Genomic DNA, 23,198 nt, shown 5'->3' with positions numbered 1-23,198 from the left:
TGGATCAGGCCTTCGGCTTTTCGACGTGACCGCCGAAGGCATAGCGCATGGCTGAAAGCATCTTGTCGGCGAATTCTGAATGACCTTGCGAGGAGAAGCGATCGAACAGGGCCGACGACAGCACTGGTGCTGGCACGCCCATGTCGATTGCTGCCTTGAGTGTCCAGCGGCCTTCGCCTGAATCCGACACCCGCCCACCGAATTGCGAAAGTTGCGGATCTGCCTTCAGCGCGCCGGCGGTCAGATCGAGCAGCCATGAGCCGATGACACTGCCGTGCCGCCATACCTCGGCGACTTCGGCAATGTCGATGTCGAACTGGTAGTATTTTGGCTCAGAGAGTGGCGTCGTCTCCGCATCTGCTGCCCGGTCCTGCTTGCCGGCGTTGGCAGCTTTTAGGATGTTGAAGCCTTCGGAATAGGCCGCCATCATTCCGTACTCTATGCCGTTGTGTATCATCTTGACGAAATGGCCTGCCCCGCTCGGGCCGCAATGGAGATAGCCGCGCGAAGAGGTGCTAGCTTCGCTCGTATCCGCAGCGCCGCCCGGCGCCAGCGTGGCGAAAATCGGATCAAGCTGGCGCACCGCTTCGTCTGGCCCGCCGATCATCAGGCAATAGCCGCGCTCGAGCCCCCACACCCCGCCGCTGGTGCCGACATCGACGAAGTTCTGCTGCTTGGCCGAAAGCTTTGCGGCGATATCGACCGCGTCGCGGTAATTGGAATTGCCGCCGTCGATGATCGTGTCGCGTGCCTGCATGAGACCGGCAAGCTGATCGACGATCTTACCGGTGATGGCAGCCGGCAACATCAACCAAACATGGCGCGGCGCGGCAAGCTTGCGGACAAACTCTTCCATCGAGGCAGCGCCGACCGCGCCGTCCTTGACCAGAGCCGCAACGCTGTCTGGGTTGATGTCATAGACGACGCAGTCATGGCCGCCCTTCATCAGGCGTCGCACCATGTTGGCGCCCATCCTGCCCAAACCCATCATTCCGATCTGCATGGTCTGTCCTGCCTGTTTGATAGGCGCGAAGAGGCTACGGGAGAAAGCGACGCGCCAAAATTGGAAATCCGCGACTAAGCTATCGCCCACGCCAATTTCGGCAATGGCAAATCGTAATCTCGCTCGCTTGCTGGCTGCTGACGATGCGTTACTTGCGCTTCATCGCCTCGGCCAGTGCAGCTCCGAACGCACCTTGTTGGCTTGGCGCGGGGGTGGCCGGCCGGGGTCGGTCATGGCTTCGCGCCGACCCGCGCGGTGGAGTTTCTCCTCCGCGCTTTTCCTGGGGCATACCGCCTTCCTTGCGCATGGAAAGCCCGATGCGCTTGCGCTTGATGTCCACGTCGACCACGCGCACCTTCACCACGTCGCCGGCTTTCACGACTTCGTGCGCATCCTTGATGAAGCGGTCCGCCAGTTGCGACACGTGCACCAGCCCGTCCTGATGCACGCCGATATCCACGAACGCACCGAAGGCCGCGACATTGGTCACGGTCCCTTCCAGCAGCATGCCGGGCTTCAGGTCCTTGATGTCGTCCACGCCGTCGGCGAAGGTCGCCGTCTTGAAACCGGGGCGTGGATCGCGGCCGGGCTTTTCCAGTTCGCCAATGATGTCGCGCACTGTCGGCAGGCCGAATTTCTCATCGACGAAAATGCGCGGGTCGAGCGCCTTCAGCATCGCGCCGTCGCCCATCAGCGCACGCAAGTCACGGCCGCATGCGGCGACGATTTTCTTTGCTACGTCATACGCTTCCGGGTGAACCGCAGAGGCGTCGAGCGGTTCAGCCCCGTCGCGAATACGCAGGAAGCCGGCGCTCTGTTCGAAGGCGCGGGGCCCCAACCGTGACACCTTCAGCAAATCTCGTCGGGTCGCGAACGGACCGTTTACATCGCGGTGGGAGACGATTGCCTCGGCCAGCGACGCTCCCAGACCCGACACGCGCGCCAAAAGCGGTGCAGACGCTGTGTTCAGGTCGACGCCAACCGCGTTCACCGCATCTTCCACCACTGCTTCCAGTGCGCGGCCCAGCCGATACTGGTCGACATCGTGCTGATACTGTCCGACGCCGATCGACTTCGGCTCGATCTTGACCAGTTCAGCCAGCGGGTCCTGCAAGCGCCGCGCAATCGAAACCGCGCCGCGCAGCGATACGTCGAGGCCCGGAAACTCCGCCGCCGCCGTCGCAGATGCCGAATAGACCGACGCACCGGCTTCGCTGACGATCACCTTGGTCGGTTTCGGTGCCGGCATGTCGGAGAGCATGTCGGCCACCAGCTTCTCGGTCTCGCGGCTGCCCGTGCCATTGCCGATCGCGATCAATTCCACGCCATGCTGGCGCACCAGCGCCGACAACTCGGCTTGTGTGCCGCGCACGTCGTTCTTGGGTGGAAACGGATAGACCGTCGTGGTCGTCACCAGCTTGCCGGTGCCGTCCACCACCGCAACTTTCACCCCGGTTCGGATGCCCGGATCGAGCCCCATCGTGGCGCGCGACCCTGCCGGTGCCGCCAACAAAAGGTCTTTCAAATTGCGTCCGAAGACCTGGATGGCGCCATCCTCGGCCCGCTCGCGCAGGTCGCGCATCAGGTCGAGCGACAGGTGCAGCGAAAGCTTGATGCGCCACGTCCAGCCCACCACCTCCATCAGCCACTGGTCGCCCGGCAATTGCCGTTCTATGCCATAAGCTTCGGCTATCATGCGCTCCACCGGCTTCACCGGCGATGCATCGTCGGCATCCACCTCGATGTCCAGCGAAAGGATTTCCTCGTTACGGCCGCGCAGCATGGCGAGCGCCCTGTGGCTGGGCGCGGTCGCCCAGCGTTCGACATGGTCGAAATAGTCGGAAAATTTCGCGCCCTGTTCCCGCTTGCCATCCATCACGCGCGCCCGCAGCATGGCGCGTTCGTGCATATAGGCGCGCAGCTTCCCGACCAGTTCGGCATTTTCGGCGAACTGTTCGGACAGGATATCGCGCGCACCTTCCAGCGCCGCCTTCACGTCCGCCACCTCATCGGTAAGATAGGCTGCGGCAAGGTCAGCCGGCACGGCGGATCTGTCTGCAAGAATTGCCTCGGCCAGCGGACCCAAGCCGCGCTCGCGAGCAATTTCTGCCTTGGTGCGGCGCTTTGGCTTATAGGGCAGGTAGATGTCTTCCAATTCCGCCTTTGTCGCTGCCGCCGTGATCCGGGCCTCCAGTTCATCAGTCAGCTTGCCCTGTTCGCGAATGGAAGACAGGATCGTGTCGCGCCTTGCGTCAAGCTCACGCAGGTAGGCCAGTCGCTCTGAAAGCGTGCGCAACTGCGTGTCATCCAACCCGCCGGTCACTTCCTTGCGGTATCGTGCGACGAACGGCACGGTCGCCCCTTCGTCAAGCAGGCCGATAGCAGCCGCTGCCTGTTCTGGCCGGGCACTTATCTCGGTCGAAATGAGGGCTGCGAGGCGCTTTACGTCGGTGCTCATGCGGTTTCCCGTAGTGTCGATCGGGCCGGGAACATAGGCATCTTCGTCCGGCGCCGCCAGCGCCGGTTTTCCACAGGCAAGCGTATAGACGGCTCAATTCAGGACGACGATCGACGCGTTGAGCAGCGTGGCGAAGGCAACCCAGAGCGCGTAGGGCACGAACAGCCCTGCCGCCAAACGGTCGCTGCGGCGTGCAGCCCGTATGAACCAGACAATGGTTGCCAGCAGTGCGACGATGACGACAAGCCCGAGCGCCGGTTGCTTCGCACCGAAAAAGATCGGCGACCACGCGAAATTGAGGATGAGCTGCGCCACCCAAAGCTTCATCGGCGTGCTGTGGGCATCGTGTTCCCAGATGCGCCAACCGGCAATGGCGATGAGCACATAGAGCACCGTCCAAGTGGGGCCGAATATCCAGTTCGGCGGATTGAAGGGCGGCTTCGCAAGCGAGGCGTACCATTCGCCGGGCAGCGTGATGAAACCGATCACCAAGCCGCCGCCAACGACGATAACCAGAAAGATCGCCAACGACAGATAGTTTCGCAATGACGTCCCCACATTTGCCGGCATCAGCGCCACGCATGTCTTATCTGGCGCGCGCTTCCATCGCGTCAAGCAGGTCAGTTTGCGCGACGCAGGGCGCAGAAGTAAAAGCCGTCTGTGCCGGTGAGTGCAGGTGATAGCGAAATGCCGCCGCCGGTGCCGAAGCGGGCTACCGCGTCGTGGCCGGGAAGCCTCGCGCTCCAAAGCTCGCGATGGTCGACAGGGGCGAAATTGCCGCTACGTTTCAGGAAAGCCGAAACCTGCCCGCCGTTTTCTTCCTCGAACACTGAGCAGGTGACATAGGCAAGCAGACCGCCCCGCTTCACATAGCCTGCGGCTGTATCGAGGATCGCCGCCTGTTCGGATTTGCGAACCTCCAGTTGCCTTTGTGTCAGCCGCCACTTTGCGTCAGGCCGTCGCCGCCATGTGCCGCTGCCGGTGCAGGGCGCGTCGACCAGCACGATATCCATATTGTCTTCCAGTGGCATAAGCTCGGTTCGCTTTGAAACGACCTGTATGTTGTGACTGCCCGCGCGGCGGATACGGTCGAAGATGGGCGCCAGCCGCACCTTTTCCGCGTCGTGGGCGAAAACCTGGCCGTGATTGTCCATAGCGGCGGCCAAGGCCAGCGACTTGCCACCCGCCCCAGCGCAATAATCCAGAACCTGCATGCCGGCCGTGGCCCCTGTCAGTTCCGAAACCAGTTGCGACCCTTCGTCCTGAACCTCGAACCAACCCTTCTGGAAAGCCGGTTCGGCCTGCACGTTCGGATGCCTGCCGCTGCCTTCGATGGGTGCGATGCGGATGCCGTTGGAAGCGATTGCCGTTGCGCTTGCTCCGGTTTCCGCCAGTTCCGCCAGTACCTTGGCCCGATCGGCTTTCAGCGTGTTGACGCGCACGTCCAGCGGTGGGCGGGAGGCAAGCGCTGCGCCCTCCAGTGCCCAGTCTTCGCCGAAGGAAGCCTGGATCAAAGGAACGCACCAGTCGGGACAGTCGGCGCGTACTTCTTGCGGTGCCTCGGACGCCATTCGTTCCGAAATCGTCCGCAGTTCCGTCTCATCGAGCGGGGTTGGCGCGAATTTGTCGCCGTCGAGCGCCAAGTTCAGGGACTGAGCCGTCTCGCCCCATTCCAGCAAAAGCGCGCCGAAGGCCACTGCTCGAGGTGTATCGGCATCGAACAGCCATCCAGCCGATCGCCGCCGCCTCAGCGCGTCATAAACAATGTTGCCAATCGCCGCGCGGTCGCCCCCGCCGGCAAAGCGGTGCGACAAGCCCCAGTCCTTCAGCGCTTCAGCCGCTGGCCTGTGGCGCCGGCCGATGTCTTCCAGCACTTCGATGGCTGCTGCCAGCCGTCCGCCGATTCGCATTGTCGATATCCGCACGAAAAGTAACTTCACGCCGCTCTAAAGCGGCAAGGCCCGCTGCACAACCCACTCACTGGACTGATGCGATCCGGCTTCCAAACTTACAGCCTTATGACTACCCTTCGCTTGTGATTCGCAGGCGGGACCCAGACGGATCGGGACAATCACGAGGAGAGGGCAATGAAGACTTTTCTTGCAGAAGTACTTGGTACGTTTCTTTTGGTGTTCATCGGCACTGGCGCCGTTGTCACCGGCGGCTTCGGCGGCGCGCTGCCTATCGGCCAGGAAGGCATCGGTCTTGCGTTCGGCATTGGTTTGATCGCCGCGGCCTATGCAATCGGCCCCATTTCAGGCGCGCACCTCAACCCGGCAGTGACGCTCGGTGTCTTCCTCGCCGGACGCATGCCGGCCAAGGATGTCATCCCCTACTGGATCGCGCAGGTTATCGGCGGCTTGCTCGCGCCGCTGGCGCTTTGGGTCATCGTTGCCGGCAAGGTCGGCGGCCATACCACCGGCTTTGCGCCAAACGGATGGGATCCTGCGGCCTATGGCGTCTCGTCGGCATTCCTGACGGAAGTCATCGCAACATTCACCTTCGTCATCGTCATCCTCGGCGTCACCAGCGCCAAGCACACCACGGCCTTTGCCGGACTGGTCATCGGCCTGACGCTGGCGGCGCTGCACTTCGCCTTCATTCCGGTCTCCGGCAACTCGCTCAATCCGGCGCGTTCGATCGGTCCGGCGCTGTTTACTGGCGGCGCGGCGATTGGTCAGCTTTGGCTCTACATCGTCGCCCCGATGATCGGTGGCGCAATTGCCGGCATCGTTGCCAAGACCAACGTGTTCGAGAAGGATTGATCGAACACCTAGAACGACAAAAGGGCCCTGCGGGGCCCTTTTTTCTACTGGCGGCATCGCGGACTGCTTTAACGAATCGAACCCGTCATGGTGGTGTCGACACCATTTGCACGTGGCGTCCGTTCGTTTCCGGCAAATGTGGCAAGAAGGGCGAGCGCCACGACGACCGGAATGAACAACGCTGCGATACGGGCCTGAAGGCCGATGATCGCGCGCCAGTCGCTGCGCTTTTTGGAATCTGCCACGTCGGTACTCGCTCGTTGCGCGCCCCCACGCATCGCCGCATCAAATAGCAACCTGAGGTTAAGTGACTGTTACCGGTTGGTCCGAGGCATTACGAGACGCTTCAAGATTGGAAATCTTAGTGGTGCCGCTTAGGTGACTCGAACACCTGACCCCATCATTACGAATTTTATCATTCGGCGTTTCCAGAACTTTTCCCGACTTTTCTTGTAGCGGATTATCTACGCTATTTCAATGGGTTGTTCTTTCCTCATGTTTACCGGCACTTGACGACATAGGCCGCGATTTGCTTTCAGTTGGTTCCGCCGTGGTTCCGCGGAACTTATGATAGGGTCGATTGTGCCGAAGATTACCAAGCGCGTTGTAGATGCTTTCCAACCTGACAAGACGGCTGAGCGCTTCATATGGGATAGCGAACTGAAGGGTTTCGGGATCCGCATGATGCCAAGTGGCGTCGGCTCCTACATCGTCAAGTACCGCACCGCCGAAAACCGCCAACGCAAGATGACGATTGGCCGGATCGGCACAATGACGACGGAAGAGGCGCGGCAACTCGCCCGCGAGCATCTGACCAGCGCCAGCAAGGGCGGTGATCCTTCATCAGAGCGCAAGCAGCTTCGAAAGAACGCCACGCTCTCTGAGGTCTGTGTCGGCTACCTGGCCGAAGCCAAGACGCGGCTGAAGCCGAACAGCTACCTTTCGAACGAAAGCAACATCAACGTGCATATCCTGCCGCTGCTCGGCAACAAGTCGGTTGCTAGCATCACGCGCGCGGACGTGACGCGAATGCAAACGGACATCATGTCCGGTAAGACGGCCAAGAACAGGAAAGGGCGGGGCGGTCGAACGACTGGCGGTTCATCTGCGGCACACCGAGCGACCGTCATGCTCGGCTCGATCCTCGAACACGCGCGGGTGAATGGAGCCATAAGCGAGAATGTCGCCTTCGGGGTGCGCAAGCCGAAGACGAAAAAGCAAAAGCGCTACCTCAACGACGAGGAAATCAAGAAGCTCAGCAAGGCCATTCGGGAATCGAACGTTGCAAGTCCAGCCGCAAAAGGGGCTATCCGGTTCCTGCTGTTGTCTGGTTGCCGGCGCATGGAAGTTCTGTCCCTGCCGGTCAAGTGGATCGACCGCGACAATGGCTGCATCCGGTTCGACGACACGAAGACGGGGGCGCAAATCCGCCCGATTGGAAAGAGCGCCTTCGCGGCGCTGGATGAGGTCAAGCCGAAACACGGCTGGGCTTTTCCTTCGGAACATGGCGACGGCCATTTCGTCGGGCTTCCAAAGGTACTGCAGCGAATTTGCAAGGCGGCGGCGCTGGAAGGCGTGACGATCCACGTCCTGCGCCATACCTTCGCTTCGGTGGCCGCTGGGATGGGTTATTCGGAACTGACGATTGCCGGTCTGCTCGGGCATTCGGTGCCGGGTGTCACAGCTCGATATGCGCATGTGGCGGACAGTGCGCTTGTGTCGGCGGCTGATGCTGTGTCAGCAAAGATTGCGGGGCTGATGGCCGCGTGACATGACTTGAGCGTAACGACGAAAGATACTTAGATCGCTCATGCGCCACAGTGAGCTTCGATTCGATATCAACCTGCTTCCGGATTTCTCCGTCGTCACTAAAGACGGCGAATATCTAGGCACGTGGGACACGGATGAATCGGACGCGATCTATGAGTTTACGCCCGACGGGGCGACAGGGCCGCTCATATGTGACGTATTTATGGGGCGCTTTTGCAAGGCTATTGCGAATTGGCATGCTCGCTCAGCAGACGAGCCGGAAGGCAACGCCTGAGCGGCAGCCGAAGCGGCACACGCTCTCCCCGCTTTCCACAGAAGCCCCACACACAATGGTGGGGTGACACGTCTGGCAACTTGTGAGCCTTGACGACTCAAACCGAGTCGCCCTTAATACAGGAACGCTTCTGTTGCAGGCGTGGCCGGAAGGTTTCGAGCCCGGTCATTTTGCCGGATTTGTGCGTTTACCGCAGAGCCATTGAGGGGCACTGACGATAGCGCTCGGACATCCCAATCATCTCACGAATGACTGGCTTGCGTTTTCCGGCGACGCTAGATTTAGTATCTGTGTACGATTGTACTTGGTAACTGTTGTAATGCGTAAAATGGAGCGGCCCGGCAGTGTTACAGCACTGGCCGGGCCTGATATACACCTTGCGGTGGGGTTGTGATCACCTCGCATTCATGTGGGATTCTGCCCATGGATGTCAAGTGGTTTCTAGCCACATCGCATAACGACATAACGAAAGGTTTATGTCCTATGCTAGAACTAACACTTCGTGGAAAACGCATTCGCCGGGATGACGAAGGGCGGGTATCTCTCAATGATTTGCATCTGGCGGCGGGGTTTTCGAAAAACCACCGCCCCTCGGATTGGCTCAGTCTGCCCTCTGCAAAGCAGGCAGTCCCTGCGGTCCTAAAGCTAATTACCGGAAAATCCGGCAATTGGACTAAGGAGGAAATCAAGTCCGTCTACTGCACCAAGGTTGGTCCGGCAGGCGGGACGTGGGCTCATGAGAATCTTTCTTTGGCGTATGCCGAATATCTCTCACCCTCATTGGCCGTAGAGGTTCGCGACGTATTCCTTCGCTACAAGCGCGGCGACGAAACTCTCATCGCGGAGATCCGAGAGAACAAGGCGCGCCAAGAAGCTACTGACCACCAACTGCACCGCCAGGTCGGCAAAGAGGTCCGCAAGCGCTACACCAAGACATTGGACGAACATGGCGTAAAGCAATGGTTCGAGTACGCCGAGTGCACGAACGAGGTGTACAGATCCCTGTTGGGTGGAACAGCGGCTCAAATAAGGAAGAAGCGCGGCCTGTCACCCAAGGCCAATCTTCGGGACAATATGTCTCTGAGTGAGATGGCTTACACTATGGCCTCCGAAGCTCTGGCAGCAGAGCGCATCGAGCATCAGAACTCGGTGGGCTTTCTACAATGCAAGGATGCCACCAAGCAGGCGTCCACGGCGATTGTATCGGCTATTGAAGGTGACCGCCGCAACCGCCAGAAAAGTATGCTATAGGCTTCCCAGAAACCGCAAACAGAAGCCGCCTCCGGGCGGCTTTTTTGTGCGCGCGATTCTGGCGGTGGATGGCAAAAACGAACAAAGTTCGAATTTCAGTTGGTGACGATCACCTTTTAGTCGTCGGCGCGCTCGACGGGGCTTCTTTGTATGCATCGATCATTCGTCGAAGCTTTTCCTCATCGCCCTTTGCCGCATCATCTATTGCTATCCCAAACCTCATTAGCAAGCCAATCAAGCGGGTTTGCTCTTCTCCGGCTGTGCGAATAGTTTCCTGCATACGAGCTAGCATCGCGTCTCGGTCTCTATCGATCGCTGATCGCTCCTCGGTGAGGTCTGCAATTCGTGCCGACAACGCCTCCAGCATACTTCCAAGTCCTTGACTTTCGGACTGATTGTTTTCTCGACGCGCGGCATCCGTGATAACACCAGTCAAATACTCATTGTGGCTTTCTGCTGCTGCCAGTTTCTCCTTCAAAGCGTCTCGCTCGTGCTCAGCCGCCATTAATCGCTTTTCCAGCAAAGCGATGCGCGGGTGCTCTGCCAGGCGCGCCAATATCTCCGCGTTCATCGACCGATTGTTTATTTTAGCAACAGACTCGATCATTCCCTTGATCTCTGGCGTCAACCTCAATTTGAACTGCGGGTCGGTCTGCTTCGGCGTGGCCATACTTTTCCCCAAATAGTTCACTTCGCGTCTCTATGAACCAAAAAGGTCCTTGACGCCATATGAACCTTTAAGGTACCAAGGACCTGTTAGGTACGTGGTTAGTAGAGGATGAAGGATGGAGACATCGCACCAGCTTAAAATTCGGCTTCCCTCCGACGCGAAGGCCTTCATCAAGGCTGAAGCGAAGGAAAACGCGAGTTCGCAAAACAGTGAGATTGTTCGCGCCATACGCGCGGCCATGAAAGCAAAAGGCCCGGCAGAGGTTGCAGCCTCTCCGAGCCATGTCACCCACCAACCCGGCTAAGGGAAAGGAAAGATGATGTCTGAACATAGCACTATTGCGCCTGAAATCAACCGCAGGCGGTTTCTGACACAGACTGCGATGGCCGGCGCTGCCGTCGCGGTGGCTACCCCGGTTGTTGCGGCTGAACCAGAAATTCATCCGCTCGCAAGGCTTCATGAACTTCACGAAGAAGCCTCAAAACTCATGGTCGTTCACAATGAGTGGATGGGTGGAGAATGGGAATTGCGCATTCGTGCGCCTCACGGCCCTTGCCCAATCGCCTATAAGAACCTAGCTCCCGATCCGGTAAAGACGCCGCGTGAAAGGCTTGATGCGGCCATCGCGGAGTTGAAAGCCGCCAGTAATGCTATCTGGCCTACTGCGGATGACTGGATTGTGAAGGTCGATGCTAGTCCTTCAATCCCGCTTCTGATCACCAATTATGATCGGGAATGGAAGACTAGGGGTGAGTTCAAGGTCTACATCGATGACGGCTCGCCTCTCCTTGCGGACGATGTGACCGGAACCACGGCCTATGCCGATTGGGAGAAGCGGAGGGCGCAGTCATGAGCCTTCTCGTTTCTTACTCTGACATGGATGCCGACGATATCCGTACATGCAGCCGACAAGCCCAAGCTCTTGTGCGCTTGTTTCAAGCCGCAGTCGGGGGCGTCCGGTCAAATCGCGTTCCCTATGAAGATGCTATCGCGCCAATCGAGGAAACCGCCGAACTCTGTCTCGATCTGATGGAGCGTGTTCACGAAGCAGTTGTTCACTTGACCAAGGAAACCATCGACCAGGAAGGCGGTGAAGAATGAGCGCCCCCGCCTCCGACATCGACCGTCTCTGCCAGATCAGGGACACCCTTCACGTCATATGGATGGCGCTTGTTGCCGAAGCTGCGGATAGAGACGCCCGCGCCATTATAGAAGTCCTGAACGCCGCAAACAACGATTTGCACAGCGTCATTGAGGGCATGAGCAACAAGGCTCTGAAGGGTGGTGCGAAATGAGCGCTTCCCTTCACGAACTGATCGACGCCTTCGCCACTGCCCGGGCTGCATTTCTTGCCACTCCCGATGGCGACGACAACCCCGCCGAATGGGACGTCTACTGCAAGGTAGAAGACGCCATCATCAACTATCCCTGCCAGACGATAGAGGATGCGCGCCTAAAGGCCCGGTTCTTCCTCGACAACCCGCAGCCACACGAAACGCTGCGAAACTGCGTCGATGATGATGATGGTTGGGCTCTCGACCGGTTTCTTCGCTCTCTGCTTGGCGAGGTGCGGTCATGAACTGGATCGAACAAGCGGAAATTTCATCGGCTGAACTCGTCACGGTCTGCATTCAGGCGCGGGCAATCGTCAGCCTGTGCGAACGGGCAGCATGGAACGACCTTCAGAACGAAGCGAGCGGAACCATCCCGCAGGTGGCCGAAGATATCCAGTTCGCCTTGAAGCTGGCGGCGGGCTTGCTGGTTCCTATCCAAGATGCGCTTGAAGGCCAGAGGGATCAGGAAGGCGGTGGCGAATGAAGCCGCTCCGCTATTCCATCGCCATCCTTATCATGCGCGGTGCCGGCCTCGTTGCCGATCTGGTCGCGCCTGAAATCAAGAAAGATGCACCGGCCCGTCTCCCGATGCGTCCCATCGAGCAAATGCTTCTTGGCTCCATCGTGAGCCTGTCGATCTGCGCTTTGTGGGTCTGGTTCAGCATGAGGTCAGGACTATGAACGAAAACAATTTTATTCCCGCTCACCGTCCTCGCCTTCGTCGCAAGGACGTTCCGGCCTATCTGGCCGACCGGCACGGCATCGACATTGCCGTTGCCACGCTCTGCAAGCTCGCCACCATCGGCGGCGGGCCGGTCATGCAGTACAGCGGTCGCATTCCGCTCTACCACGTCGACGACCTCGATGCCTGGGCAGAAGCGCGTCTTTCCAAGCCTGTGAAGTCAACGGCGGAAAGGAGTGTTGCTGCATGAGTGTGTCCCAATCCATCCCGGTCTCCACCATTCCGAAGAACAAGAACGAGGAACTGCGCGTCTCGCTTGACCTGTTCAACGGCTACTGGCTGTTCAACACGCGCATCTTCTTCGAAGCCAGTGACGGTAGCATGCGACCCGGCAAGGGTGGCTTTGCCATCAAGGTCGACAAACTCGAAGCCTATGCAGAGGCGGTCACCGATGCCTTGATGCAGGTGCAGACGAAGGGGCTTTCGAAATGAGCGCCCCAGCCGACCAGCCCATCATCAAGCAGGCGGCGACATGGCTCGCCACCGGTGGCGCGACACAGGGCCGCGCGGTCCTTCCACAGCTTCGCGACAAGTTCAACCTCAGCGCCTCGGACGCCTGCGCGGCGATCCGTGAAGCGAACCTCATCAAAGCGAGGGCGCACTGATGGCAGAGAACGGCGAGCTTTTCAAAGACGAGCAACAGCCCGTCATCCCCATCGAGGACTGCGCCGATCCCGATCCTGAATGGAAGATGGATTGGATACGCGGACAGGAGGTCATCATTCAAGAACAGCGGGCGGTGGCCGTCTACCGCAACGGAAAGAACGGCATTGTCATCCGTGAGGAGCGCGCCTGGGACGAGGAAGAGGACAAGGTGATTGTCCTGTCGACGGCTGAAGCTGCCCACGCCCTGATCGACGCTATCAAGCGTGAGCTTGGGGGGCGTTGATGGCTGGAAAACACCACAGAAACCGCCGACAAATAGCCGGCGAACATTGGACCAAACTAATCCGCCACACGATGGAAGAGCCGGCCTATTCGGCTCTCTCCACAGCCGCACAGGCGCTCTATCCGTGGCTTAAACTTGAATGGCGCGGTCCTGATGCCAACAACAACGGCAAGATCAGGCTGAGCGTCCGGCAGGCGGCAACACGCATCGGGGTTATTCCCGACACCGCCGCTGAGGCATTCCGTGACCTTCAGCGCAAGGGTTTCATCGTCCAGACCGAAGCCGCATGTCTCGGCATTGCCGGGGCTGCTCGGTCGCCGGCCTATGAAATCACCGAACTGAAGATGCCCGGAACGGAGGGCGACGGGCGCAAGCTTTATCGTGACTGGCGACCCGAAAATGATTTCCCGGTGCCGGCATCATCTCCGAATAATCCGGGTGGCAGCAATGGTCGAAAATCAAAACCCTGTCATGAAAACCATGACGACGCTGTCATGAAAAGCATGACGAAAAGGCCTGACCCTGTCATGAAAAGCATGACGGCCTGTCATGAAAACCATGACGAACAAGCCCATTTGGCGGGTGAGAACGTCATGAAAACCATGACATCCTTATCCTACCATACCTCAACGCCAGCGAGCGGGCCGACGCAGCCTGCCGCCCACACGGGCAGGCAAGCGTCGAGAGCGCGAGCGAAGGCAGACAAGCGGGCAGAGTTCAAAGCCCTTCTGCATGACACGGCTGCGGCGCTCAGCCTCAAGACGGAGGGGGGTAGCGATGCGGCTTAGCCCTCAGCCCTGCACGGTCATCGCCTTCCCTGCTGAAAAGAGGTCGGGCCATGCATTCAGGGTCGCACACCAGCTTTCGAAAGCACGGACCAACAAAGAGGCCGATTGGGTGCTGACCCGCGCCCTTGTGTCCTATCACGACCGGTTATTTGCGGCGGGCTTTTCCGCTGCGGAAGCGGGGCGGCTCATGAGTGTCTTTCGCCGGCTCATCTTCAACGAATGTCTCGCAGTCGGCTCCAAGTGGACGCCGGACCTCGACGACGAATTCATTCCTTCAAACGGAGGCTCATGCGCATGAGCGCGCCTAACAATCCTCTTCGCCGGATAGAGCCGGTTTCCATTGCCGGCCTGAAACCTCGGACGCCACCAACCGGTCAACCGATCATGGAATACGTGAGCCCGCGCACACTCTACGTGGATCCGGCTTACCAGAGGTCCATCGGTGAGCGCGGCCTGAAGCAGATTCGGCGCATAATCGAGAATTTCGACTGGTCGAAGTTCAAGCTACCGACTTGCTGCTATGCGGAAAACTTTGCCGGTGAGACTGTTCTGTTCGTTCTCGATGGTCAGCACACCGCAATCGCCTGCGCCAGCCATCCTGACATCGATAGCATTCCGGTGCAGATCGTTGAAGCCGCTGGCGTCGAAGCTCAGGCAGAAGCCTTCATCGGCCTCAACACCGATCGGCTTGGCGTCACGAAGTTGCAGCTTCACCAAGCGTCAGTTGTTGCCGGTGACCCTGAAGCCGTCACAATCGAGCAAGTGTGCGAACGGGCAGGCGTCACGATCCTGCGGGGCACTCCCGGCAGCGGTCGCTACAAGCCCAAGGAAACCATTGCCGTTGCCGCACTGGCCGCACTGGTCAATCGCCGTGGGGCAATGCGGGCGCGGATCGTGCTTGACGTGCTGGCGGCTACGGACCTTTCGCCCATCGCCTCCATTCATATCCAGGCGGTCGACCTTCTGCTGCACGACAAGGAGTTCTGCGACCAGATCACCGGGCCAAACCTCTCGACGGCGATCAACGAAATGATCGTAGATGCCGAAGACGAAGCCAAGCTGTTCGGTCGGACGCATAAGATTCCGAAGTGGCGGGCGCTGGCTTCGGTCTGGTTCCGCAAGTGCCGCAAGACCCGCGCGACGAAAGCGGACGCAGGAAAGACGCAGCCAAGCCCTTCTGATGAAACAGAAAATCAGCCGCCCGAACGCATCATGGACGCACGGCGGACGCAAGGCGGCAACCTGACTGACATGCTTCGACCGGAAATCGCTCAACGTGCAGCGGCGGTTGCGGCTCGTCGGGTTGAGCAGAATGTCACGGCGTCCGTGATGGGCGATCCGCCTGCCGGTCGGTCGGCGCTCGATCAGAGAAAGGCAACGGCATGACGTACCTTCTCTGGATCAGAACTTCACGCGGGGTGGCAACGCTAGATGCCGAGATTGATCAGTTCATGGAGGCAATTTCCAATCCTCTGCCTGGGGAGTGCGTTGACGCTGACGAGCCGTTTGCAGGCGATGACCATCTGCTCATTGCCATTCATTGGCAGGGGACCATCCAGCATTTGAAAGCTGCCATAGCGGCTACATTGAAACGCGACTGGATCAACGATTGGTCTCTGACCGAAATCGGCACGGCCATAGCGCCAACCGTCGAGGATGACGAATATTGCAGGGACTATCGCTACAGCCTCGCAGGTGAACACTTCGGCGTATTGAAGTGGGATCGTATCCCCTACGGCGATGGTGCAACCGGTCTGTGGGTCGATCTGGACCGCGAACGGAAGGATCGCGACCAGTTCATCATGCAGGTGCAGCGCCTTCTACCAAGCGCGGCAACTTTCATGTGGCACGGTCGGTCTTCAATCCTTCTCGCCTATCAGTCGCCCAAGGCCAAGACCCCGTTCGGGGTATCGGCGGAACTTCTCGAATTGTTGGGCTCTGATGATGTGGCTTTCTGGATAGCCTTCCAGATCGGCAATTGGTCGGTCGGCGGCGTCTTTGAAAACATGAACCCAATGGCGGATTTCATTTGGCGGCAGCGGCGGTCTGTCAGCCGAAAGCGAGGTTGAGCGTGAGCAAAAGCGCAGTTGCAAACAATAATCTACCGACATGGGTCATAGTCCAGGTGCAAGCGAATTGCGAGCGCATCGCGGGCGAAGACCTGATCGGCATGGGCTTCACGGTCTTTGTGCCTCAGTATCGCAAGGAATACCGGCACCACCGGACCAAGCGATTTGAGACGAAGTACTTCCCACTGATGCGCGGCTATCTCTTCGTGATGGCCTCCCCCCATTGGTCCCGCATTCGCCAATGCAAGCAGGTGGTGGCCGTCCTGAGTAGCAGCGCCTTCGGCGGCGATGGCAATCCCATCCACATTGCCGACAAGGACGTGCAGGCGATCCGGGCCGCTCAGGACGCCGGCCTGTTCGACCAGATGAAGGTGCATGGCGGTGATGTGAAGGCCGGCGACATGGTGCGAATTGCAGACGGGGCATTCACCGGCATCAGCGCCGTAGTGGCGGAAGCAGGCGAAACGGACCTGAAAGTCCTGCTGTCAATTCTCGGGCGCGAGGTCAAAGCCTTGGTGCCTCTTGAAAAACTGGAAAAGGCAGGTTAATTTCGGAAACGAAACGATTTGGCGATTTGCCTGTCTGAGCGGGGCCGAAAGCGTCACACGCCGGGGCAATGTGGGAAACTCGCCTCCCACTGGTTGGGAAGGTACGCCCAAAATTCCGAACATAGCAGGGTAGAGCAGCCCGGTAGCTCGCTTGGCTCATAACCAAGAGGCCAGCGGTTCGAATCCGCTCCCTGCAACCAATCCGCCCCGGCAAGCTCCACTGCCGATGCCGGCTAGGCGGGCAAAGCTCAAGCTCATTTCCTCAGAAGAACTCGAAGGGGCGGCTGCGTCTTGGGCGCGACCATGATTCGAGAAAGCGCGAGCGCCGGTGCCTATGGGAGTGGGTCAAACCGCCAGCCGATTTCAGTCGTGCCCTTATGCTGCGCGATGGTGAGTTGGATGCGGTTTTCGCCCACACCTGTACAAAGCTCACAGGTGAAAGAGATCGCTAAGCCTTCTCGTCTGGAGCTTGGACTTGGTTCTTTGACAGGACCCTTCGAAGCATTGCCGTCGCGAACGGTAACAACCTCAATAGGTCCATCCTCCTTAGCTCGGTCGTAAAATACTACCTTGCCCTGATGGAGATATTCGCCACCGCAACGGGGGCAAAGCAAGGCTGAGACGTTATTCGAATAGGATTCTCTAATCCTGATGTTTTGGTCTTGGTCCATGTATTCCTCCGCTCACTCTGGAGCAGAAATCACAATATGCTGGCATTTATCAACAATGTCTGACCTGACTGCAAAACAGGCTCGCTTCGTCGACGAATACCTGATCGACCTGAACGCAACTCAGGCCGCAATCAGGGCGGGGTATAGTGAAAAGACGGCGTACTCCATCGGGCAAGAAAACCTGAGCAAACCTGAAATCGCTGAAGCGATCTGCGAAGCCAATGCTCAGCGCTCGGAACGCACCAAGATCGACGCCGATTGGGTGCTGAAGCGGCTGGCCGAAGAGGCTAACGCTGACGTGGCGGACCTCTATGGCGATGACGGTGCGCTCAAGCCTGTGAAGGAATGGCCTGCCATCTGGCGCAAGGGCTTGGTCGCCGGGGTCGAGGTTGCCGAAGAGTTCGAAACGGTCGACGGCAAGAAAGAGCGCGTTGGCGTCGTTCGCAAGGTCCGTCTGTCTGATCGGATCAAGCGCGTTGAACTGATCGGCAAGCACGTCAACGTGCAGGCGTTCCGCGAAAAGGTGTCGATAGAAAACCCTGACGGGACGCCGGTCGAGACTTCGCCGCGTGATCTGGCCCGCGAGATTGCTTTCGCTCTGGCTGCTGGCAAGGCTGGCAAGTGACAGTCAGTCAGACGCTCGACGACATTCTGCGGGCCTACGAGGCTCTTCCGCCTGAAAAGCAGGAAGAGATTGCGGAGAAGGCCAAGGCCGTCCGTGGCGCTCGTCTGATGGTGCCAAATCCCGGGCCTCAGACTGAAGCCTACTTCAGCCAGGCGGATGAGACGTTCTACGGCGGCTCGGCTGGTGGCGGGAAGACGACGCTCATCTGCGGTCTTGCGGTCGACGAGTTTCCGCATTCGCAAATCTTCCGGCGTGAAGCCACGCAGCTTCGCGGCATTGTCACCGAACTGACGCGCATCATCGGCAACACCGATGGGTACAACGCTCAGGAAAAGGTCTGGAAGCTGCCCGGTCGCATGATCGAACTGGCCGGCGTGAAGGACGAGGACGACAAGGAAAAGTGGCAGGGCCGTGCGGCTCCGCTCAAGGCATTCGATGAAATCACGCAATTCACCGAAAGCCAGTATGTGTACATCATCGGCTGGAATCGCTCTGCCGATCCGGGCCAACGCTGCCGAGTGGTGGCAACTGGCAATCCGCCGTCGACCGCCGAAGGGCAATGGGTAATCCGGCGCTGGGCACCGTGGCTTGATCCTACGCATGCCAATCCGGCCAAGCCTGGGGAACTGCGCTGGTTCACCACGATTAACGGCGAAGACACAGAGGTATCGCCTGACTACGTGGGGCCGAAGGGAGAGCGGCCAAGGTCGAGGACGTTCATCCCGTCATCGCTGGAAGATAACCCGGACCTTGCCGAGACTGGCTATGCGTCGGTTATCGAGAGCATGCCCGAGCCGCTGCGCACGATGCTCCGTGAAGGCCGGTTCGATGTCGCTCAGCAAGATGACCAGTGGCAAGTTATTCCGTCCCAATGGATCCGATTGGCGCAAGCCCGCTGGACCGCTGACGGCTATCAGAACCTCAGAATGTCGGCCATTGGCGTCGATGTGGCTCAGGGCGGGCCTGACGAAAGCACGTTCGCTCCGCGCTATGGCTCATGGTTCGCGCCTCTGCTGGTCAAGAAGGGTTCGGAAACGCCTGACGGTCCCGCCATCGGCGCGCAGGTGTTTCAGGTTCGGCGTGATGGGGCGCTGGTCATCATCGACGTTGGCGGCGGCTATGGCGGGGACGCCTACCGGTTCCTGACTGAGAACGGTGTCAACGTCGCCAAGTACAACGGGGCCAACGGCTCCAATGCCCGGACAAGGGACAAGACGCTAGGCTTCTTCAACAAGCGGGCGGAAGCATGGTGGCGGCTCCGTGAAGCGCTCGATCCGTCTCAGGAAGGCGGCTCCATCGTAGCATTGCCGCCTGACCCGCTGATGGTTGCCGATCTTGTCGCGCCAAGGTGGAAGCCACGCGGGACGGACATTCTTATCGAGAGCAAGGAAGAGCTCAAAAAGCGGCTCGGTCGCTCTCCTGATCGTGGCGATGCCGTCGTGATGTGCTGGTCGGAAGGGACTGCCCACGCAATCCGCAAGCTTCACTCTCAGGCTCTCGGCCTGAATGGCCGGCTGCCGCAAGTCAAACTCGGTCACGCCCAAGCGAAGAGGAATCGGCAATGAACTACGAAGACAGCATCACGATCCCGAAACCCGCCAAGGGTGCATCGCGTGGCCTTATCACGGTGAACGCCGCACAGGCATCACTTAACCGGGGGCTGAAGGAAGTCAGCAAGGTCTACGGCTTCGATCTGGCGGCGGACGATCCGCGCTTCAGTGTCGTCGCCACCTACCGCGATAGCGGCAAGGCCTATGTGAGCTACGGCGCGAACGGGCGGCAACTCGATGCCACCCAGCTTGCCTATGAACTGAACAACTGAGGCAGGCCATGAACCAGAACACATCAGGGGCCGTGCTGGTCCTGATCCTCGCGATTGCCGGCTTCACTACCCATCAGCCTGCGGTGTGGGGCCTTGCCGCTTTCACTGCGGCGCTCGCGTTCGTGAAGGCCGAACTCGATCTGGCGCACGTCCTGTTCCAGTGGCCCGAACTGCGATGGGCGGCGGTGGCCGCAACCCTTGCATCCTGGGTGGCCGTGGTGGTCGCCGCTCTCATCCTCGCCGTTTGAAAGGAAAGACGATGGCAAACCTGTTCAAGCCCAAGGCTGCCCCAAAGGTTGAGGCTCCTACCCGCATGCCTGACCCGGAAGACCCGGCCATCATTGCCGAACGTCGCCGCAAGATCGCTGAAGAGCGCCAGCGCGGCGGACGTGACAGCACGATCATGTCTGACAACCTGATTGGCGCAACCGGCAAGCTCGGGGCCTGATCCGAATGCCTCTGTCGCCTGTTCAACAGACGGTCATAGAGAACGGCAACGCGCTGTTTTCTGCCCGCTCCGGGCTTCTGCTTATGTGGCAGGAGTTTGCGGAGCATTTCTACTATGACCGGGCGCAATTCACCGGCTCCCTGACCTTGGGACAGGAATACGCCAAGCAGGCGTTCAACTCGGATGGGGCGCTGTACCGGCGCGAGATGGGCAACCTGCTTCAACCGATGTTGAGGCCGACAGACTTCTTCGAGGTCAAGGCTTCGGATGACGATAGGAACAAGAACAGCGAGGCGCGGGGCTGGTTGCAAGATGCGACCGAACTCATGCGCAAGGTGATGTTCTCCAATACCTCGCGGTTTCATTCGTCGACCGTGCTGACCGATCACGACTTCCTGACATTCGGGCAAGGCGTGGTCGAGCCTACGGCGCGCAAGGACCGTCGCGGCGTCTATTACCGCAACTGGCACCTGCGCGATGTGGTCTGGTCACAGGACTATGCCGGGGCTGTGTCGGACGTGCATCGCAACGACATGTCGACGCTGCGCAATCTCATTGCCACCTTTGGCGACAAGGTGCCGGAAGCACTTCGCAAGGATGCGGAGAAAGACCCGTTCAAGACGGTGAAGGCGCGTCATGTGGTGGTGCCTGCCGATGCCTACGACCTCGGCGTTCCGGTTCGTCCTGATCGCCCGTTCGTGTCGATGTGGGTGCTGCCCGATCACGGCGAAGTGCTGGAAACCGTTCCTCGCATGTACAAAGGCTATGTGATCCCTCGCGGCCTGCCGGTTGACGGGACGCAATACGGAAGCTCGCCCTTCACGTCTATCGTGGTGGCCGACGCCCGGACCTCTCAGGCTATCGAGCGCATTCTTCTGGAAGCCGGTGAAAAGGCGGTCGATCCGCCGATGGTCGCCACGCTGGACGTGGTTCGCAGTGACATGGGCCTTTATGCGGGCGGCGTCACATGGATCGATGCTGAATATGACGAACGGTTGGGCGAAGCTCTCAGGCCGTTGAACACCGATACTAGCGGCCTTGGCTTCGGCTCTCAGATGGCGGAACGCTTCGCCATGCGCCAGCGGCTCGGCTTCATGCTGGACAAGGTGAGCTTGCCGGAAACCAGCGGCAAGACGGCCTACGAGGTCCGCAAGATCGTCGAGCAACAGCTTCGGTCGCAAATCCCGATCTTCGCGCCTATCGAGGCGGAATATTCTGAGCCGCTTTGCTCCGAGACGTTCCTTGTGATGCGCTCGCTAGGCGCATTCCCGGCCAACGAGATACCGGACGCGCTTCAGGGTGAGAACGTCGATTTCTCGTTCAAGTCGCCGCTCTCCGATCTGGAAGCCGACAAGATGAAGGCCATGCTCTCGGAAGGCATGGAGGTCATCGGGGCAACCTCTCAGTTTGACCAGACCGTGGCGCAACTGCCCGATCCGATGGCGATAACGAAGGACATGCTTCAACGCCTCGGCTGGCCGGAAGAGTGGTTGCGAGATGAAAAGCGCCTGGCTGCCAAGATGGAAGAAATGCAGGAAGAGCAGGCCGCGCAATCCGCCGTCGCTGATGTCGGTGGCGCTGCCGAAGTAGCGAACAAGGCCGCGCCGATGGTCAAGGCTCTCATGGGTAAAGCCGCGTGACCGGCAAGCCTTTCACTCCATTCACGCCTGCCGGGTATTCCCGTTACGACGCGCTTGCCATCAAGGCGGTTGCGACCGGCAAGGCATCCGAAGCCCAGCAGCAAGCGGCAATGAAGTGGATCATCGAACGGGCGGCGATGACCTACGACGAAACATTCGTGCCCGGTCAGCAGGACCTTAGCGGTTACCTCGCTGGCCGGCGCAATGTCGGCCTTCAGATCGTCAAGCTGATCAACGTGCCGATTGACAAGCTGAAAACAGAAGACCAACCGAAAGGGAAATCCTGATGTCTGATGGTACTCTAGCAGCGGGCGCGGCATCTGCCGAAAACCCCGCTTCGAGTGACCCGAATGCTGGTGGCAATCCGCCTGCTCCTGTCAATGAACAGAAGGCGGTTGTCGACGCTGGCAACCCTCCTGCAGTAGACCCCGCAAAGTCCGCGGTCGATCCGGCCAAGGTGGAAGAGCCGAAAGGCATGTGGGGCGATGACTGGCGCGAGAAACTGGCCGGCTCTGACGAGAAGCGCCTTGAACGCCTGAAGCGTTTCGCCTCGCCTGAAGCTCTGTTGCAGGCCCAGGAAGAGGCACAACGCAAGATCAGCGAAGGGCTGAAGCCGAAGGGCAAGCCCGGTGACAAGGCAACCGACGACGATTGGGCCGCGTACCGCAAGGAAAACGGCATTCCCGACAAGGTTGAGGATTTCGTCAAGGCGATTGTCCTGCCCGATCAGCGCCAGATTGGCGAGGCTGACAAACCGGTGGTTGAGGCGTTCGCGGAACGGGCCATCAAGACTGGCATTGCGCCGGCTGACATGACTGTGTTGGTCGACGAATACTATCGCATGCAGGAAGAAACCCAATTCCAGCAGGCCGAAGAGGATTCGAAGTTCCGCAAGGAAGCCGAGAAGGATCTGAAAGAGGCGTGGGGCGGTGACTATGCCGGCAACATCGCAGCGATGCGGCCCTATTTCGATAGCGTCGATGCCGAACTGTTCGATGCCCTCATGGGTGGCCGCACGGCGGACGGTCGCAAGATCGGCAACCATCCCGGCATCATGAAGTTCTTTGCGGCCAAGGCGGTTGCGGAAAACCCGCTTGCCACGGTCCTGCCATCGGGTGCCAGCGGCGCGGATTCCATCGACACCGAAATTACCGCTCTCGAGAAACGCATGGGCGAAGATCGAGACGCATGGTTCAAGGACAGCAAGGCGCAAGCTCGCCTGCAAGCTCTTTACGACGCCAAAGATCGCATCAAGGCGAAGTAACCTTTCGACGGCTCGCGGCCAACCCGCCTAGCGGCTCCGTTCCCCGTCACACACCCCAAGCAATAGCCAGCACCAAGCGCACTGATGAGGCTCCGGGCAACCGGGCAACCCTCGGCTATGCGCGCCGGTCAACCTGCCTGCTGCTCTCCCTCACCAAACCCGAAGGA

At 59.4% G+C, this 23,198-nt stretch carries 33 protein-coding genes and 1 tRNA gene; 28 read left to right on the top strand and 6 right to left on the bottom strand.

The window, feature by feature from the left end; genetic code table 11:
• Positions 1-4: 4 nt before the first annotated feature.
• From gnd to ACODTY_RS04830, 4 genes are all read right to left on the bottom strand, one after another.
• The gene (gene gnd, locus ACODTY_RS04845; RefSeq protein ID WP_488993145.1) at positions 5-1,003 is read right to left on the bottom strand and encodes a phosphogluconate dehydrogenase (NAD(+)-dependent, decarboxylating); all 999 of its coding nucleotides are present in this window, start codon (positions 1,001-1,003) and stop codon (positions 5-7) included.
• 148 nt (positions 1,004-1,151) lie between these two features.
• Positions 1,152-3,461: a Tex family protein gene (locus tag ACODTY_RS04840; protein ID WP_488993144.1), complete on the bottom strand. Its 2,310-nt coding sequence runs from the start codon at positions 3,459-3,461 to the stop codon at positions 1,152-1,154.
• A gap of 93 nt (positions 3,462-3,554) precedes the next feature.
• Positions 3,555-4,007: a TspO/MBR family protein gene (locus tag ACODTY_RS04835; RefSeq protein ID WP_488993143.1), complete on the bottom strand. Its 453-nt coding sequence runs from the start codon at positions 4,005-4,007 to the stop codon at positions 3,555-3,557.
• 74 nt (positions 4,008-4,081) lie between these two features.
• Positions 4,082-5,371 carry an RsmB/NOP family class I SAM-dependent RNA methyltransferase gene (locus ACODTY_RS04830; RefSeq protein WP_488993142.1) on the bottom strand — a complete coding sequence of 430 codons (1,290 nt, stop codon included), beginning with the start codon at positions 5,369-5,371 and terminating at the stop codon, positions 4,082-4,084.
• A 177-nt stretch (positions 5,372-5,548) separates the two neighbouring features.
• Between ACODTY_RS04830 and ACODTY_RS04825 the strand changes: the two genes are divergently transcribed.
• Positions 5,549-6,226: an aquaporin gene (locus tag ACODTY_RS04825; protein WP_488993141.1), complete on the top strand. Its 678-nt coding sequence runs from the start codon at positions 5,549-5,551 to the stop codon at positions 6,224-6,226.
• Positions 6,227-6,294: 68 nt separating this feature from the next.
• Here ACODTY_RS04825 and ACODTY_RS04820 read toward each other — a convergent pair whose 3' ends face one another.
• Positions 6,295-6,471: a hypothetical protein gene (locus ACODTY_RS04820; RefSeq protein ID WP_488993140.1), complete on the bottom strand. Its 177-nt coding sequence runs from the start codon at positions 6,469-6,471 to the stop codon at positions 6,295-6,297.
• A gap of 337 nt (positions 6,472-6,808) precedes the next feature.
• Between ACODTY_RS04820 and ACODTY_RS04815 the strand changes: the two genes are divergently transcribed.
• The gene (locus tag ACODTY_RS04815; protein ID WP_488993139.1) at positions 6,809-7,996 is read left to right on the top strand and encodes a tyrosine-type recombinase/integrase; all 1,188 of its coding nucleotides are present in this window, start codon (positions 6,809-6,811) and stop codon (positions 7,994-7,996) included.
• 697 nt (positions 7,997-8,693) lie between these two features.
• Positions 8,694-9,521 (top strand): KilA-N domain-containing protein, encoded by an 828-nt coding sequence (locus ACODTY_RS04810; protein WP_488993138.1) that lies wholly within the window; start codon positions 8,694-8,696, stop codon positions 9,519-9,521.
• A gap of 109 nt (positions 9,522-9,630) precedes the next feature.
• On the opposite strand, the gene ACODTY_RS04805 is transcribed toward ACODTY_RS04810, so the two are convergent.
• A complete protein-coding gene (locus tag ACODTY_RS04805; RefSeq protein WP_488993137.1) occupies positions 9,631-10,191 on the bottom strand; it encodes an Arc family DNA-binding protein in 561 nt (186 codons plus the stop codon).
• A gap of 115 nt (positions 10,192-10,306) precedes the next feature.
• Here ACODTY_RS04805 and ACODTY_RS04800 point away from each other — a divergent pair, with 115 nt between their 5' ends.
• From ACODTY_RS04800 to ACODTY_RS04680, 25 genes are all read left to right on the top strand, one after another.
• On the top strand, positions 10,307-10,495 hold the full coding sequence (locus ACODTY_RS04800) for an Arc family DNA-binding protein (RefSeq protein ID WP_488993136.1): 189 nt from the start codon (positions 10,307-10,309) through the stop codon (positions 10,493-10,495).
• 12 nt (positions 10,496-10,507) lie between these two features.
• Complete coding sequence (locus ACODTY_RS04795; protein ID WP_488993135.1) at positions 10,508-11,044, top strand: twin-arginine translocation signal domain-containing protein; 537 nt, start codon at positions 10,508-10,510, stop codon at positions 11,042-11,044.
• Positions 11,041-11,292 (top strand): hypothetical protein, encoded by a 252-nt coding sequence (locus ACODTY_RS04790; RefSeq protein ID WP_488993134.1) that lies wholly within the window; start codon positions 11,041-11,043, stop codon positions 11,290-11,292. Before ACODTY_RS04795 ends, ACODTY_RS04790 begins: the two co-directional genes overlap by 4 nt.
• On the top strand, positions 11,289-11,486 hold the full coding sequence (locus ACODTY_RS04785) for a hypothetical protein (protein WP_488993133.1): 198 nt from the start codon (positions 11,289-11,291) through the stop codon (positions 11,484-11,486). The genes ACODTY_RS04790 and ACODTY_RS04785 overlap by 4 nt, the downstream gene beginning before the upstream one ends.
• Positions 11,483-11,770 (top strand): hypothetical protein, encoded by a 288-nt coding sequence (locus tag ACODTY_RS04780; protein WP_488993132.1) that lies wholly within the window; start codon positions 11,483-11,485, stop codon positions 11,768-11,770. Before ACODTY_RS04785 ends, ACODTY_RS04780 begins: the two co-directional genes overlap by 4 nt.
• Positions 11,767-12,009, top strand: a complete 243-nt coding sequence (locus tag ACODTY_RS04775; RefSeq protein WP_488993131.1) for a hypothetical protein — start codon at positions 11,767-11,769, stop codon at positions 12,007-12,009. Before ACODTY_RS04780 ends, ACODTY_RS04775 begins: the two co-directional genes overlap by 4 nt.
• Positions 12,006-12,206, top strand: coding sequence for a hypothetical protein (locus ACODTY_RS04770; RefSeq protein WP_056243400.1), 201 nt, complete (start codon positions 12,006-12,008; stop codon positions 12,204-12,206). The genes ACODTY_RS04775 and ACODTY_RS04770 overlap by 4 nt, the downstream gene beginning before the upstream one ends.
• Positions 12,203-12,457: a hypothetical protein gene (locus ACODTY_RS04765; protein WP_488993130.1), complete on the top strand. Its 255-nt coding sequence runs from the start codon at positions 12,203-12,205 to the stop codon at positions 12,455-12,457. Before ACODTY_RS04770 ends, ACODTY_RS04765 begins: the two co-directional genes overlap by 4 nt.
• Positions 12,454-12,699 (top strand): transcriptional coactivator p15/PC4 family protein, encoded by a 246-nt coding sequence (locus tag ACODTY_RS04760; RefSeq protein WP_488993129.1) that lies wholly within the window; start codon positions 12,454-12,456, stop codon positions 12,697-12,699. Before ACODTY_RS04765 ends, ACODTY_RS04760 begins: the two co-directional genes overlap by 4 nt.
• The gene (locus tag ACODTY_RS04755; RefSeq protein ID WP_488993128.1) at positions 12,696-12,872 is read left to right on the top strand and encodes a hypothetical protein; all 177 of its coding nucleotides are present in this window, start codon (positions 12,696-12,698) and stop codon (positions 12,870-12,872) included. Before ACODTY_RS04760 ends, ACODTY_RS04755 begins: the two co-directional genes overlap by 4 nt.
• Positions 12,872-13,156, top strand: coding sequence for a hypothetical protein (locus tag ACODTY_RS04750; RefSeq protein WP_488993127.1), 285 nt, complete (start codon positions 12,872-12,874; stop codon positions 13,154-13,156). The genes ACODTY_RS04755 and ACODTY_RS04750 overlap by 1 nt, the downstream gene beginning before the upstream one ends.
• A complete protein-coding gene (locus tag ACODTY_RS04745; protein ID WP_488993126.1) occupies positions 13,156-13,944 on the top strand; it encodes a hypothetical protein in 789 nt (262 codons plus the stop codon). The genes ACODTY_RS04750 and ACODTY_RS04745 overlap by 1 nt, the downstream gene beginning before the upstream one ends.
• Positions 13,889-14,242, top strand: a complete 354-nt coding sequence (locus ACODTY_RS04740; protein WP_488993125.1) for a DUF6074 family protein — start codon at positions 13,889-13,891, stop codon at positions 14,240-14,242. Before ACODTY_RS04745 ends, ACODTY_RS04740 begins: the two co-directional genes overlap by 56 nt.
• On the top strand, positions 14,239-15,330 hold the full coding sequence (locus ACODTY_RS04735; RefSeq protein WP_488993124.1) for a hypothetical protein: 1,092 nt from the start codon (positions 14,239-14,241) through the stop codon (positions 15,328-15,330). The genes ACODTY_RS04740 and ACODTY_RS04735 overlap by 4 nt, the downstream gene beginning before the upstream one ends.
• On the top strand, positions 15,327-16,013 hold the full coding sequence (locus tag ACODTY_RS04730) for a hypothetical protein (protein ID WP_488993123.1): 687 nt from the start codon (positions 15,327-15,329) through the stop codon (positions 16,011-16,013). The genes ACODTY_RS04735 and ACODTY_RS04730 overlap by 4 nt, the downstream gene beginning before the upstream one ends.
• Positions 16,014-16,015: 2 nt before the next feature.
• The gene (gene nusG / locus ACODTY_RS04725) at positions 16,016-16,561 is read left to right on the top strand and encodes a transcription termination/antitermination protein NusG (RefSeq protein WP_488993174.1); all 546 of its coding nucleotides are present in this window, start codon (positions 16,016-16,018) and stop codon (positions 16,559-16,561) included.
• A gap of 123 nt (positions 16,562-16,684) precedes the next feature.
• Positions 16,685-16,761, top strand: a tRNA-Met gene (locus ACODTY_RS04720).
• 526 nt (positions 16,762-17,287) lie between these two features.
• Positions 17,288-17,857 (top strand): terminase small subunit, encoded by a 570-nt coding sequence (locus tag ACODTY_RS04715; RefSeq protein WP_488993122.1) that lies wholly within the window; start codon positions 17,288-17,290, stop codon positions 17,855-17,857.
• Positions 17,854-19,422 (top strand): terminase, encoded by a 1,569-nt coding sequence (locus ACODTY_RS04710; RefSeq protein WP_488993121.1) that lies wholly within the window; start codon positions 17,854-17,856, stop codon positions 19,420-19,422. Before ACODTY_RS04715 ends, ACODTY_RS04710 begins: the two co-directional genes overlap by 4 nt.
• Positions 19,419-19,679, top strand: coding sequence for a hypothetical protein (locus ACODTY_RS04705; protein ID WP_488993120.1), 261 nt, complete (start codon positions 19,419-19,421; stop codon positions 19,677-19,679). The genes ACODTY_RS04710 and ACODTY_RS04705 overlap by 4 nt, the downstream gene beginning before the upstream one ends.
• An 8-nt stretch (positions 19,680-19,687) precedes the next feature.
• Positions 19,688-19,927, top strand: coding sequence for a hypothetical protein (locus tag ACODTY_RS04700; protein ID WP_488993119.1), 240 nt, complete (start codon positions 19,688-19,690; stop codon positions 19,925-19,927).
• Positions 19,928-19,938: 11 nt separating this feature from the next.
• Positions 19,939-20,127 carry a hypothetical protein gene (locus ACODTY_RS04695; RefSeq protein WP_488993118.1) on the top strand — a complete coding sequence of 63 codons (189 nt, stop codon included), beginning with the start codon at positions 19,939-19,941 and terminating at the stop codon, positions 20,125-20,127.
• Between the two features lie 5 nt (positions 20,128-20,132).
• Positions 20,133-21,767 carry a portal protein gene (locus tag ACODTY_RS04690; protein WP_488993117.1) on the top strand — a complete coding sequence of 545 codons (1,635 nt, stop codon included), beginning with the start codon at positions 20,133-20,135 and terminating at the stop codon, positions 21,765-21,767.
• Complete coding sequence (locus tag ACODTY_RS04685) at positions 21,764-22,054, top strand: hypothetical protein (RefSeq protein WP_488993116.1); 291 nt, start codon at positions 21,764-21,766, stop codon at positions 22,052-22,054. The genes ACODTY_RS04690 and ACODTY_RS04685 overlap by 4 nt, the downstream gene beginning before the upstream one ends.
• Positions 22,054-23,031 (top strand): hypothetical protein, encoded by a 978-nt coding sequence (locus tag ACODTY_RS04680; RefSeq protein ID WP_488993115.1) that lies wholly within the window; start codon positions 22,054-22,056, stop codon positions 23,029-23,031. Before ACODTY_RS04685 ends, ACODTY_RS04680 begins: the two co-directional genes overlap by 1 nt.
• The last annotated feature ends 167 nt before the right edge of the window (positions 23,032-23,198 follow it).

The sequence above is a fragment of the Mesorhizobium sp. FG116 genome (genome assembly GCF_057809835.1).
Note: the sequence above shows the minus strand (reverse complement) of the source record. Positions and strands in the feature narration are given on the sequence as shown.